The organism is Maribacter antarcticus DSM 21422 (assembly GCF_000621125.1).
Classification (GTDB): domain Bacteria; phylum Bacteroidota; class Bacteroidia; order Flavobacteriales; family Flavobacteriaceae; genus Maribacter; species Maribacter antarcticus.
Window position 1 is genome coordinate 319,670 of the sequence record NZ_JHZC01000007.1, and the last position, 14,016, is coordinate 333,685.

The 14,016-nt window shown below is 39.0% G+C and carries 13 protein-coding genes and 1 pseudogene; 7 read left to right on the forward strand and 7 right to left on the reverse strand.

Translation table 11 applies throughout. The features are described 5' to 3' along the window. The first annotated feature begins 210 nt into the window (after window positions 1–210). On the forward strand, window positions 211–1,938 hold the full coding sequence (locus tag Q360_RS0108280; RefSeq protein ID WP_027076673.1) for an amidohydrolase: 1,728 nt from the start codon (window positions 211–213) through the stop codon (window positions 1,936–1,938). Window positions 1,939–2,098: 160 nt separating this feature from the next. Here Q360_RS0108280 and Q360_RS22795 read toward each other — a convergent pair whose 3' ends face one another. From Q360_RS22795 to Q360_RS0108310, 6 genes are all read right to left on the reverse strand, one after another. Then, window positions 2,099–2,548, reverse strand: a complete 450-nt coding sequence (locus Q360_RS22795; protein ID WP_245603221.1) for a 2OG-Fe(II) oxygenase — start codon at window positions 2,546–2,548, stop codon at window positions 2,099–2,101. A gap of 176 nt (window positions 2,549–2,724) precedes the next feature. Continuing rightward, complete coding sequence (locus Q360_RS0108290; protein ID WP_036195437.1) at window positions 2,725–4,275, reverse strand: hypothetical protein; 1,551 nt, start codon at window positions 4,273–4,275, stop codon at window positions 2,725–2,727. Between the two features lie 18 nt (window positions 4,276–4,293). Then, complete coding sequence (locus Q360_RS0108295) at window positions 4,294–5,076, reverse strand: enoyl-CoA hydratase/isomerase family protein (RefSeq protein WP_027076675.1); 783 nt, start codon at window positions 5,074–5,076, stop codon at window positions 4,294–4,296. Window positions 5,077–5,096: 20 nt separating this feature from the next. After that, a complete protein-coding gene (locus Q360_RS0108300) occupies window positions 5,097–6,512 on the reverse strand; it encodes a sensor histidine kinase (protein ID WP_027076676.1) in 1,416 nt (471 codons plus the stop codon). 226 nt (window positions 6,513–6,738) lie between these two features. Further along, a complete protein-coding gene (gene hemB, locus Q360_RS0108305; protein ID WP_027076677.1) occupies window positions 6,739–7,728 on the reverse strand; it encodes a porphobilinogen synthase in 990 nt (329 codons plus the stop codon). A 175-nt stretch (window positions 7,729–7,903) separates the two neighbouring features. Further along, window positions 7,904–8,281, reverse strand: a complete 378-nt coding sequence (locus tag Q360_RS0108310) for a DUF1801 domain-containing protein (protein ID WP_156950055.1) — start codon at window positions 8,279–8,281, stop codon at window positions 7,904–7,906. A gap of 461 nt (window positions 8,282–8,742) precedes the next feature. Here Q360_RS0108310 and Q360_RS22800 point away from each other — a divergent pair. The 6 genes and pseudogenes from Q360_RS22800 (at window position 8,743) to Q360_RS26585 (ending at window position 13,045) form a co-directional block, all read left to right on the forward strand. After that, a pseudogene (locus Q360_RS22800) lies at window positions 8,743–9,333 on the forward strand (ATP-binding cassette domain-containing protein). A 221-nt stretch (window positions 9,334–9,554) separates the two neighbouring features. Next, entirely contained in the window at window positions 9,555–9,872 is a 318-nt protein-coding gene (locus tag Q360_RS26565) for a hypothetical protein (protein WP_245603222.1), read from the forward strand. Window positions 9,873–10,346: 474 nt separating this feature from the next. Next, complete coding sequence (locus Q360_RS26570) at window positions 10,347–11,375, forward strand: ABC transporter permease (RefSeq protein ID WP_245603223.1); 1,029 nt, start codon at window positions 10,347–10,349, stop codon at window positions 11,373–11,375. A gap of 57 nt (window positions 11,376–11,432) precedes the next feature. Continuing rightward, a complete protein-coding gene (locus tag Q360_RS26575) occupies window positions 11,433–11,666 on the forward strand; it encodes a hypothetical protein (RefSeq protein ID WP_027076684.1) in 234 nt (77 codons plus the stop codon). Window positions 11,667–11,701: 35 nt separating this feature from the next. Continuing rightward, a complete protein-coding gene (locus Q360_RS26580) occupies window positions 11,702–12,259 on the forward strand; it encodes a hypothetical protein (protein WP_027076685.1) in 558 nt (185 codons plus the stop codon). A 174-nt stretch (window positions 12,260–12,433) separates the two neighbouring features. Next, window positions 12,434–13,045: a hypothetical protein gene (locus Q360_RS26585; protein WP_245603224.1), complete on the forward strand. Its 612-nt coding sequence runs from the start codon at window positions 12,434–12,436 to the stop codon at window positions 13,043–13,045. 161 nt (window positions 13,046–13,206) lie between these two features. On the opposite strand, the gene Q360_RS0108360 is transcribed toward Q360_RS26585, so the two are convergent. Beyond that, window positions 13,207–13,995, reverse strand: coding sequence for a PhzF family phenazine biosynthesis protein (locus Q360_RS0108360; RefSeq protein ID WP_027076687.1), 789 nt, complete (start codon window positions 13,993–13,995; stop codon window positions 13,207–13,209). Window positions 13,996–14,016 lie beyond the last annotated feature (21 nt).

The following is a 14,016-nucleotide window of genomic DNA, read 5'->3' on the forward strand; positions in this document are numbered from 1 at the left end:
AATACTAAATAGAGGGGTAGTGACACCTAGTATTTTTAATGCTTCTACTGCTAACTTGTATAGACATATAAATTTTAAATAACACTTAGGATGATATGTCTATTATCATAAGTTGATTTTTGCTATATTTAATATCAACAGGATAATCACCTTCATTAACTAAGCATATGGGGGGTTTTTCTGGTTGCATACTAATTTAAATATATTTTCATGTCGTTAAAAAAATCCATCTTCTGGACTACTACCCTAAGTGTTTTGGTTTTTTCCTCTTGCGTAAAAAATGAACAGGAAGCTGCTACCCTTCTTATTCACGGTGGTACAATTTATACGGTGGATAGCGTGCAGACTACGGTAGAAGCAGTTACCACCAAAGGCAATAAAATTCTTTTTGCAGGAAGTCTTTTGAAAGCAGAAGCATATAAAACGGAGCAAACCAAAGTTATTGACCTACAAGGTAAGACGATGACCCCTGGCTTAATAGAAGGGCACGGTCATTTTATGGGGTTGGGATACAATGAGCTTAATTTGGATCTGATAAATACTACGAGTTATCAGGAAATTGTAGATGCCGTGGCGCAGGCAGTTGAGAGGGTGCAACCTGGAGAATGGATTACCGGCCGTGGATGGCATCAAAGCAAATGGACCGAAATGCCAGAAGAAACGGTAGATGGATTTCAGACCCATGGTTTATTGAGTGCTATTTCTCCTGATAATCCAGTATATCTAAGTCACGCTAGCGGCCATGCTGGTTTTGCAAATGCCAAGGCTATGGAAATTGCAGGAATACAAGTAATGGGAAAAGAAGGAATCGATGGACTTGAAGTAACCGGCGGTGAGGTCATGAGAGATGATTTAGGGCAGCCCACAGGTATTTTTAATGAGCGCGCTCAAAGCTTGATTAGAAAGCACATTCCGGAAACAACGCCTGAGAAAGATGCCAAGGCTTTTGAATTGGCCGTTGCTGCTTGTCAGAGAAACGGAATAACAGGTTTTCATGATGCAGGTATAGGTCAAGAAACGATTTCCCTCTTCGGAAAAATGAAGTCCGAAGGTAAGATGGGTATCCGTTTGTACGCTATGCTTACGGGTTGGGACAAGGAATTACTTACCAAATGGTACGCGCAGGGGCCTATGGTAGATGCAGACCATTTGTTCACCATACGCTCCGTAAAACTGAACTGTGATGGCGCATTAGGTTCACGTGGTGCTTGGTTATTAGAAGAATATACGGATAGACCTGGACATTTTGGTCACGAGACCCTACCAATGGAGTTTGTAAAGGAATCGGCTTTGAACGGATTAAAACATGGGTTTCAGGTATGTTCCCACGCTATTGGAGATCGGGCCAATAAGGAAATATTAGACCGTTATGAGGCTGCTTTTACCGAGTTACCTAATTTAACAAACGACCATAGATACCGAATAGAACACGCGCAGCACTTGCATCCCGATGATATTCCGCGATTTGCAGAATTAGGAGTTATTCCTGCCATGCAGGCCGTGCACATGTCGTCCGATAGATCTTGGGCAATTGATCGCTTGGGTGAAAAACGGATTAAGGAAGGCGCCTATATGTGGCAGGCCCTGTTACAAACTGGCATCCCTATTGTAAATGGTACAGATGTTCCGGTTGAACCCTTGAACCCCATGGCTAGTTTTTACGCAAGTGTGAGCCGTAAAACTTTAAAAGGATTGCCAGAAGGCGGTTACGAACCAGAACAAAAAATGACGAGACAACAGGCGTTGAGGTCTTATACTTTGGATGCCGCCTATGGTGCTTTTGAGGAGGACATTAAAGGTTCCATAACCCCAGGTAAATTAGCCGATTTTACAATTTACGACCAAGATTTGATGACGGTGACGGAAAATAAAATTTTGGATACCCAAGTTACTATGACCATTTTTAATGGGGAAGTGGTATATGAGAAAGGGGAGTAATATTTTTTAAGACTAGAAATTAACCTAGTACCGGAGCTACGCCAGGAGGTAGGTATAGGAACCTATCGCTTATAGTGGAAGGGTCTTTGAAAGACGTAAGAACGGCATGTGGAACTTTGGCGCTTTTGAATAGGACGCAACGTTTTGCCATCGGTGCTATTCATTTGAGTTGTTTGTTGTTATCCAAAATTTCCAGTTGGCCTCCGTGTGCCGGCTGCCAGTCTTCGTTAAGGTATATCACCATAGAAATCGTTCGATTGTTCCGTCCTACAAACTGATTTAAATGACGCACATAATGGCCGCCTGATGGGTCATGTGCCAAATGGAACGCTTTGCCAGACAGACTTAAATAACAATAGCGATTAACAATGAATTTTGTTTCTTCCAAGAGTTGCCAAAAATAATGAAGAGCACTGTCCCCGTTTTTATTCAGCCAATAGGTTCTAGCTCCTCGGATACGCTGTTTAATGACGTGTTGGTTCAGGGTTCCTATAACTGCTTGGTCAAATACATCAATTTTTTCCAATAAGAAATTACGAAGCGTGCCATAAAGGGCATCGTCCAAAAAAGTATCGATAATTACGTAGTCTTGCTCGGAAAGAATATCCATCTAGGAAAGCCAATCCTCAAGATTATGAATTGTTTTCAGCCATAGCTAGAAAAGAGGAATGCATGTAGCTAAAAAAGTAATATACCAGAGATTAATCTCCAAATCGCCGTGAAGTAGCTAAACATAACGCGCCATAGGAATACCTTTATAATCTCAAAAAGAACGGAATAATTGTGTTACAAATACACTTGTACCAGTTGTTTCTTAGAGCCTCGCTTAGCGTAAAATAACAATGCGTCCGCAGTACTATCCTTTAAGGGTCTGGAGACCATGAGCGGTAATCGTACGTCCTTATTGTCAATTGCTTTTTGGAACGTCATTTGTCCGTTTTCATCCAATTTTATCAAAAATATATTTCTATTTCTGCTAAGTCCTTGCTTAAACATAATACGCTCTGCACTCAATTGTTGTGGGTTTTCAGAGGCGGTACTAATAAAGAAATAGGTAGTATTATTCTTTGTGTACGAACAATAAGAGGTGTAGGCGCCATCGCCTTGGGTAACCTCCGTTTTGTTGATGTTACGTGCCCAAACTAAATCTCCATCTGGCTTTAGTTTTACGCTCACAATGTCATTGTAGTGGTAGCGTTTGACCATTAAACGGCCACCGCTACTATTGGACTGTATGCTGCTGCTGGTAAAATATTCTTCTGCGTTAAAAAGGATATGCCCATCCTTGGTAATATCCATTCCTTTAAAAACTAAATCTTTAATGGTGCTTTCATCTTCCCTTCCGAATTTATCCATCATAAACTGCTCCGAGAACGGATTAAATTTTTCTGAAAGTATCGCCAGTGAACTAGGCTGTAATTTATAATAGGCAATACCGTTGTAGCGGTTGTCCTTGCGGTCGGCATAAAATCCAAGGCACAATAATTCATTCCCTTTAAAAACAGGTTTTAGTGCTTCTGGAAACTTTCCAGGCGTATTAAAAGCCTGTATGCTTTTACCTGAGCCAGAAATGCGCACTAACTCATATTGAAACTTACGTTCCTTTGCCGTAAAACGTTTCTTTTTGAAATAAGCTTTACCTATTAAGTATACGTTCTTTAAATCGTCGGAGAACAATACATTTTCAAAAGCATAGTTTCTTTCTTCTACTTGATCCGAGAAATCATGTTCCATCAGCTTTCGTAAACTACTATCGAACACATGGATAACATGTTTATTTTCTTTTCTTTTTTTATAATGAGTGGTGATTACAAAGGCTGATTTTTTATCATTGAACAAAATCGAAGTCGTAAAGCCCGATGCGAAATTTCTATTGTAGTAATTACGGTCTAAGGGCTGCTGTACTGCATCAGAGGCAATGGATAAGAGGACTTCCTTTGTAAAATTGAATGCTGTAAACGGACTCCTATGAACAATATACTCGTAGGCTAATTTGGTATAGTTATATTCTAAAAACAATAAATAAACTTGACCGTTTTTCACGTAGGTCTCTACAAAATTAGCATCCTTGAGTTTGTAATTGTACTCGGACAATAGCGCTAAGTCTTTATTATAATGTTCAACGAGATAGCCTTTTGGCTTAAGTATAATGCCGCTAAAATACGAACGTATTATAACCGTACCGCCATTACCATCTTCCGAAATGGATAATAGATTGGAGTATTGGTGCCTATCTTTAAGCGTTTCGCCAATGGTATACTTTAGTTTGGTGTTTTGCGCTTGGCTTCCCCATACCACTATGGTTAGTAAGATGAAAAAGAAGTTTTTTTTGAACATGATGGGTCCGTTTTAATATTACGAACCGGGAAAATTTGCTTTGCGTTTTTCTAAGAATGCCGATGTACCCTCGGCAAAATCGTCCGTTCCAAAACAAGCGCCAAATGCCTTAATTTCATGCTCGTAACCGTTTACAGTATTAATAAAACCAGCATTTACGGCTTTTATTGCGTAAGAAATGGCAACAGAGGAATTATTGGAAATCCGTTGTGCGAGTTTTGAGCATAAAGGGAGTAGCTCTTCTTGTGAGGTAAGATGATTCACTAAACCATAGGATAGTGCCTGTTCAGCAGAAATCATCCCGGCGGTCATGATCATTTCCATGGCCCTTCCTTTTCCAATAAGTTGAGGTAGCCGTTGCGTGCCGCCATACCCCGGAATTGCGCCTAATGAAACTTCCGGGAGTCCCATTTTGGCATTGTCGCTCGCCACTCTAAAATGGCAGGCCATGGCCAGTTCTAGCCCCCCGCCCAAAGCAAAGCCATTTATTGCGGCAATAACGGGAGTTGAGAGATTTTCAACAAAATCAAACAATATTTTTTGACCTTTTACGGCTAATTTTCTACCTTGTTTTTCAGAAAATTGGGCAAATTCCGAAATATCTGCACCCGCTACAAAGGCTTTTTCTCCGCTACCTGTCAGAATAATAACCTTTATGTTCTTATTCTTTTCCAAGTCGCTAAAAACGTTATGTAATTCCCCAATCGTTTCTTTGTTCAGTGCATTTAACTTGTTTGGACGGTTAATAGTAATCGTTGCTATGGAATGCTCTTGTGTACTAATTATTGTATTGTAAGACATACGGTACGTATTTATTTAAATTAATGTTTTAGTTCTTTTGGAAATTTTACATTAAACACGGTACCCTTATTAGTTTGAGAAGTAAAATCAATACTCCCTTTATAGGTTTCCACGATGTTTTTTACCATGCCTAGGCCTAGTCCCATACCGCTGTTCTTTGTTGTGAATTTAGGTTCAAATATTTTTTCCCTATTAATTTCCCGTATACCAATACCGTTGTCTGCAACCGATATTTTTACATAATCACCATCACTGGCAACGGAGACCAGGATTCTTTGCAAAGGGACTTCAGGAACGGCCTGTATCGCATTTTTAACTAAATTGGTAACCACACGAATCAATTGTGTCCGGTCTAATTTGGCAATGATTTCATCTTCATCCGTTATAAAGTGAATGTAATCTTCGTTGAATATATCCAAAGCTAATTTAACGATTTTAACCACATTCAGGGTCTCGTTCTGTTGTGCTGGCATTTCGGCAAAATTAGAAAATGCTGAGGCAATGCTGCTCATAGTATCAATCTGCTGTATCAGCGTATTGGAATACTCTTTTAATTTTTCTTTTATGTTAGGGTCATTGGGGTCGAATTTACGCTCAAAACTTTGCACCGTCAAGCGCATGGGGGTAAGTGGATTTTTAATTTCATGGGCTACCTGTTTTGCCATTTCTCGCCATGCCTGTTCCCGTTCACTTCTGGCAAGTTTTACCGCACTCTGTCCTAGTTCATCGATCATTCGATTGTACGAGGAAATCAGTTTCTCTATTTCCTCTCCAGGACTATCAATATGTATTTTTTCGTTATTGCGGTTCAAGTTAGTGCGTTCCATCATGTTGGAAATGGTCTCTAAAGATCGAGTGATATATTTGGATATTACAAAAGCCAAGGCTATGGCCATGATCAACATTAAGAGATATACCCCCCCCAAACGCATTAAAAACTCTCGTAATTCTTTATCGTTAAAGGAATTATCCTCGAAATAGGGCAAGTTTAAAATCCCTATGGGCTTGAATTTGCGATCCAGAATAAAGGTGTAGGAGGATTGATAGGTGTCTCCGGCTGCGGAATTTTCCTGCACATAACGCTTGTCTGCGATGGCTTCAAGCGTATTTAGGATTTCCGGGGCTATGCAAAGTGATATAGGGTCGTTTCCAAATTTAGGTCTAGAACTTTTAATCAACGCCCCATCCAAGGTGTACAGGTTGAAGTTCATGTTCTGAACTACAGCAATCTCATAAATATCTTCCATAAAGATGAGTGCTAAGTTGTCCTCGGTAACCGGGTAGGTAGTCTTTGCAATGGTAAGATCTATACTTTGTCTTATTTGTTCTTCCTTGCGTTCCATTCTATTCTGATGGTAATCCACATTTATTTCACGAAACTGATAGATAGTAATGCCCAAAATCAATACAGAGGCAATCAATACCAATAAGATCATTGAAATAAAAATCCGGGACCGTAAGGATAGTTTTTTTAGCAAATGTTTGGTCTTTCCTTCAAAGTTAGCAAATATCGCACCAAAGTGACTTGCATTGACGTATGGATAATAGTCTTAGGTTTTTGGACTTTTACCACTACGAAATAGAAGTCAATAGTCACATATACTGTCTCTTATAGTGCCCTAACTTTTAAGGTGTTTAGTTCTTTCAAACTACTGGCAATACTTAGCTCATTAACTTAACAGCATCTTTTGCAAAATAGCTTGCGATGATATTGGCACCTGCTCGTTTAATCGAAATCAATTGTTCCATCATTACCGCATCGTGGTCCAGCCAGCCTCTTTCCGCTGCTGCTTTGAGCATGGCATATTCTCCCGATACTTGATATACAGCTACGGGTACATCTACTTCGTTCTTTATTTCGCGAACAATATCCAAATAGCATAAGCCAGGTTTTATCATAACGATATCTGCACCTTCGTCAATATCCTGCTGTGTTTCGCGAATGGCTTCGAACCTATTGGCAGAGTCCATTTGGTATGTTTTTTTGTCTTTAGGTATATTTTTCATGTCTACGGGAGCAGAATCCAAAGCATCGCGAAAGGGTCCATAAAACGCACTGGCATATTTGGCGCTATAGCTCATAATACCCGTATTCGTGTATCCTTCGTCTTCTAAGGCTTCTCTGATACTTAGAATTCGACCGTCCATCATATCGCTGGGGGCTACAAAATCGGCACCCGCTTTGGCATGGGATATACTCATTTCTGCTAATACCTCCACGGTTTCATCGTTCAATATTTGTCCGTCTACCACAATACCATCGTGTCCGTAGGAAGAGTAAGGATCCATGGCCACATCGGTCATAACCAACATATCTGGACACGCATTTTTAACTGTTTTGATAGCCAATTGCATTAAGCCATGGTCGTTTAAGGCTTCGGAACCGGCATTGTCTTTTAGATTATCAGGTACCTTTACAAAAAGCAACACTGCACAAAGACCCATATTCCAGAGCTCCTTTACTTCTTTTTCTAGGGTATCCAAACTTAAGCGATAGTAATTGGGCATTGATGCTATTTCCTCTTTTACGCCTTTACCTTCAACTACAAATAACGGCACCAAGAAATCACTTGGCGTAAGGATAGTTTCGCGCACTAAATGACGGATGGCAGTTGAATTTCTAAGTCTGCGATTTCTTATAAGTGGGTACATGTTGTAAGTTTATATGTGAGTCTAAAGCTTTTATTTTTAGTATTAAATTCTTTGCAAATATAAGGTAAGCCTTACTATTTTTCGATTAAAGCAACCTTGCATACTGCGTAATTCTTGTTTTGGAGAGGCACTTGCTCCCACAAACTAATTTATCCTTTGCCTTTCTCAGCGGGTCTTAGTTTTTTTCAGAAATAGACATGATTTTACTTTTTCCTTGGGTATGTTTGTTCCATAGCTCTGAGTTGTGTTTGTCTGAAAGTTCGACAGCTTCTGAAATCAAGATACTTATCTCATTCATAGGGAATGATTTTATATCCTTTATCGAGATATGTCTTATGAGCTTACCTTTTCTATTTAATTTTAGAGTTCCGCTTGTTAGTTCCGCGCCACGATTAAAGCCAAAGGGTACGTATTTTGAATAAATAGCAATGTGACAAAAAGCATCTTTTAACTTTCCAGATTTTACGTATGCTATAGCTACGGCGATATAATTATCCCAGATCAATTCGTTTGCCTGTGGCACCAAGTCGGCAATGAAGTTCCGTAATTCCAAAGTCAAATATTGAATCCTATCCCCATAAGGTGCCATGCATATTGCAAGTGCTGGGTGTGGTTTTATTTTTTATGTTATTAAGCTGTTGTGGATGAGCGCGACATTCTTGATAAGGTTTCAATAGTGGTGTCAATTCTTTTTAATTCTAATAATTTAGGACCTGAGTTGGTATTTGGCTTAATCTTTTTTAAGCACAGGACCTCAGTACTAAAATTTAGATTAATAAGAGTTGTAGCTCTTTAATTAGGTGATTCTTAATATTCCAAATATACTCCAAGTGAAATAATATTTCTTGGAACATATACACCATTAGCCGCTATACTCTTGACCTAAAAAACCTCAGATTACAACGAAAACGATATCTTGACTGCTAATTATAATAACCACCAAACTCCATAACTACCATCTCCATTACAGATTTGAACAAGACCTACCCTAACGGAACCTAGGCTTTAAATAATGTGAACCTTGAAATAGGTAAAGGAATGTTTGGCCTTTTAGGGCCTAACGGCGCAGGTAAATCTGCCCTAAAGCGTACCATCGTTACCTTACAAAATGCAGATATCGGGAGTATCGTTTTTGACGGTATCGACGTTTTTGATACTTCAGATGAGCTTCGGAAAGTATTGGGATATTTACCACAAAATTTTGGAGTCTATCCAAAAGTATCTACCGAAATGATGTTGAATCATATAGCAAAGATAAAAGGCATACAAAAGTAGAGCGACCGGGTTTCCTATGTATCGAACCTATTCAATAAGGTCAGTCTCTATAAATTTAGGAAACGAAATCTAGGGGATTACGCCGGAGCAATGCGACAACGCTTTGGAATCGTACAGGCCTTAATTGTAAACCCAAAACTAATAATTGTAGATGAACCTACAGCTGGTTTGAACCCCTTAGAGCGAGATTTTTTTCATAACTTACTTAGTGATCTTGGTCAGGATGCAGTCGTCATGCTTTCCACACATATTGTAGACGATATGGTCAATTTATACACCAATATGGCTGTTTTTAACGAAGGGAATATACTTGTACAAGTACATCCATAAAAGCTATCTAATACCTTGAATAATAAGGGTTACCGAAAAAATATAAGTAAATATGACAAAGAAAAATACCAATCGGAATACACCGTGTTGTCGACCTACCTAAGAAGTGGAAATTTTAATATAGACGTATACAGTGATACACATCCAGGGGAAGGTTTTTAGCCCGTAAACAACGACTTGGAAGATTTCTATAGCATTAACCAGCCTCAACCCGCATAATCATGAAAGAGATTTTCTTGTTTGAGTTGAAATACAGACTCCGAAGGCCAGCGACCTACATATACCCTTTTATCATGTTTCTAAATCCGTTGCTATTGCCCGTGTTCGATAAAACAATTACAGCGCAATTTATCAACAGCCCCAATGCTATTGTAGGAGTTCTAGGAGGCATGAGTACTTCAGCATTGTTCTTTTATGCTGCTATAATGGGCGTGCCGGTTTTTAGGGACGAGGAACATAGGGCTGCACAAACCTATTTATCTTTCCGGTTTCAGAAAAGAACTATATCCTTGGTCGATTTTGGGGAAGCTTTACGATAGTAACTTTGATGAATCTAGTTGCTGTTTTGGGGGTTATAATAGGATTTGGTTTAGGTGCTTTCTTAGATAGACCAGACTATGGGACCTATACCGATTTTAATTTTCGGTCTTATTTTCTACCTTTTGTTTACTTATTAACGTTTAATGCATTTTTTATTGGGAGTCTCTTCTTTAGTTTGATGACCTTTTTTTTGAACGTTTGCCAATGTTATACTGAGATGGTATTCTGATTTGGTTGGCTACAATGGTCTCGGGGCAGTTGGTAGCGAAATTAGATACGGAATGGCTTAGTATTTATGTAGCTCCTTTTGGAAGAAATGCGTGTGGATTTTTAACGAAGTATTGGAGCATAAGTGAACGGAATACAATGCAATTGCCGCTTGCAGGTAAGATTTAATTAATAGACTATTATGGCTAGGTATGGGTGTGGCTATCTTTTTTGTGACCCTCTTCAAATTTTCCTATAAAGGGTTTTTGGCATGTAAGAAAAAGAGCTCTAAAGAGGATAATGAAGTGTTTGAAGCCGGCGGTTTAATGAATATTGTTCAGTCCTTTTCTAAAAAGGTACAACGTGAAAACCTCTCGTCCTTATGCAAAATCGAATTTTTATCCACCGTAAAGAAATCGGTCTTTTTGGTATTGACCGTCATCGGTATTTTAATTACAGGCTTTGTAGCCTATCAATCCAATCAGAAATATGGTACGCCATTCGTACTCCTAACGCCTTATATGGTGGTTCAAATTGCGGGTGTAATATCTCTTTTCTCTGTGATTATTCTCAGTATTTATGCGGGCGAAGCAGTACATAGAACGCGTAAGAACAAAACCTTCGAGCTCTATGACACCCTACCTGTTAGTAACAGTGCCTTGTATCTGTCCAAAATCACTGCACTCGTAGGAGTGTCGCTAGCATTGACTTTACTAGTAATACTGATTGGTATATTATACCAAACGTTTAATGGATATTTCAACTATGAGCTGGGCATGTACTTTACCTATAATTTCTCAAAAATATTTCCAGGGTATTTGGTCACATTGTTGCTTGCCTTTTTTATTCACGTACTGATAAACAATAAATTTCTAGGCCATTTTATTGTTGTGGCTATTTATATCGGGGTGCTGCTTTTAATGACCTTAGCTTTTAAAATCAGTAATCCATTGGAAATTTTTGGAGAGGTGCCAAGTAGTTTTTTAAGTGATTCAAATGGATTCGGTCATTACCTGTATGGTGAATTTTGGTTAAACCTATATTGGATTCTGTTCACTTGTATTTTAGCTGGTATTGGTAAAATATTTTGGAATCGAGGGTTCTTTTTGTTTGCTAAGGAACGGTGCACATCAGCAAGGCAACGGTTAACAGGAAAGACGATAGCTTATACCTTATTGGTTGTAGTTGCTTTCATTTCTGCTGGGACCCACAGCTTTTATAATTTGAAGATCTTGAATCAATTTGAGGATGGGGATTGTAGTGAAAAGGTATCCGCTGATTCCGAAGAGGATTAGGGGAAGTATATTGATAAGTCACACATTCAGGGAATAGACTTAAAAGCCAACATCGATATGTATCCAGGCGAGCGAAAAGTAGATGCTCGAGGGATATTCACGGGTATCAGTCCGTCGGAACAACCCATAGATACTATTTTAATGGAAATTAAATTCCCAATTTCCGATACTAGGATTGACAAGGTCATCTATAACGAAAAAGAAATTATGCCATTCTTTAGCGACGCCCTATACCGATTCTTTGTATACAAACTCCCCGAGGGCTTGAAGCCCAAGGATACCGCAATTTAGTTGTCGAAACCAAAGAACGAACGCATGGTTTTGACATGGATACAGAAACGGGTATTTTGGACCATGGTACGTTTTTCAGGAATGTAATATTTCCGTCCTTGTATTATGATAGGGCTTTATCTGATAATGGGGTCCGTAAAAAATATGGGCTGGTAGAATCGGATTTTTTATATCCGCCAAGAACAGATATAATGGCACGTAAGAACAATTTATTTAACAAGGATGCCAACTATAGGAACTTTGGGGCCACACTGAGCACTACCAAGGGTCAAATAGCAATTGCGTCTGGTATACTGACGAAAAGATGGGAGGAAGGCTGCCGTAGTTACTATACCTATAAATTAGAAGAAAAATCCGATTACTTCTTCAGCTTCGTGTCCGCCGATTATGCTGTAGTAACAGACGAGTGGATATCCCCAAGTGGAAAAAAAGCAGCTATTGAAATGTACCACTCCCCAAAGCACAAGAATAACCTAGGGTACTTTGTCAAAGGGATAAAAATTTTATTTGATTATAATTCCAAAAATTATTTAGAATACCCTCATTCGGTAATTCGTGTTATAAAATTTCCCGCCCATTCCAATTTTGCATAATCCTTTGCTACCACCATTCCGTATTCTGAGGATTTTGGATTTGTAGCAGACTTCACAGAAGCACAGGATTTTAATTATGCATTTAGCGGCACTTCGCATGAAGTAGCGCACCAATGGTGGGGCCATATTGTTACCCCGAGTAAGACTGCAGGAGCTAATACTATCTCTTAAAATTTGGCAGAATACGTGTCGCTCATGACCATGAAGCAAGAGTATGTGGAAAACGGCATCAATGTCTTTTTAAAAAATTCTTTGGACACCTATTTGTTTAGCAGGCAGTTTAGCTTTAAGCCCGAGCGTTCGCTGATGGAGGTAGAAACTGGTCAGTATATTTGGTATGAGAAGGGTGCTATGGTAATGTACGATTTACAGGATGTTATGGGTGAAGACGTCGTAAATACTGGACTTAATAACTTCTTTCTGGAATTTAAGTATTTTGAAAAAGGGCGCTACGCCAGTCCTGAAGATCTGTATAATACACGCTATTCTGTTTCGCCAGATTCTTTAAAATATAAAGTAGACGACGGTTTTAAGGAAATAGTCTTTTATGAAAACAGGGTCACGGATGCCAAAACAAAAGCGGTGGATAATGGCAAATGGGAAGGCACATTTACCGTAAATTATAAGAAAATCTATTATGATAGCGGTAAGGAAAAAGAAGTTGATGAGAAAAAGAATTTTGTAGATGTTGGTCTTTTTGGAGAAGAGGAAACCAATGAGGATGGCATTCCCATCAAGAAACCGTTTTTCTTTACGCTAAAATTGCTGTCTGCCGGAGACAATTGATTTACTATTACTACGGACGAAAAATCCTTAAAAGCAAGAATTGACCGCTACAACAAGCTTATAGATCGTAATTCTGACGATAACGTAAAGGCAGTGGTGGAGTAGGAACAATAAGCGATAGCAAAATATGAATAGTTAAGGGCAGTTTAAACGGCCCTTAATTATATATTTATCTCACCAACTAAATAACACACTGCATTCCCGGATATTTTTACCCGTTCCCCTAGAAATTCGCAGTTTAGATACCCCCCACGTTCGGACAGTTGCTTTGCTGTCAATGTTGTCTTTGCCAATTCTTTTGCCCAGTACGGAACAAGTGTCGTATGTGCCGAGCCTGTTACCGGATCTTCCGGAATACCACATTTAGGCGAAAAGAAACGCGATACAAAATCGACCTCGCTTCCTTGTGCTGTAACAATGATTCCACGGCAATCTAATTGGTCTAAAAGATGAAAATTAGGGCGTATTCCTTCAATCTGCTCTTGGGTTTCATAGATCAACATATAATCTGTATTGCCTTTAAAGGTTTTTATTGGGTTTAAACCAATGGCTTTGTTAATCGCGGTAACAGTCTCAATAGTAGTTATTTCGTCTGATGGAAAATCCATGGTCATACTTCCATTACTGTTTTTTACAACGCGTAACTCCCCACTTCTAGGAGAAATAAACCGAATAGTATTTTTAGGATGTCCGTAGTAATTAAAAAGTGTGAAAGCGGTAGCCAAGGTGGCATGCCCGCAGAGGTCTACTTCCAATTCAGGTGTAAACCATCTTAATTCATATGCGTCCCCGTTGGGAACAGTAAATGCTGTTTCTGCAAGATTATTTTCGGCAGCTATCTTTTGCATTAATTCATTCGATAGCCATTTTGTTAACACACAAACTGCTGCAGGGTTTCCACCAAAAATGGTGTCCGTAAACGTGTCTATTTGGTATAATTTCTGCTTCATAATTATTTGCTTATTGATAAA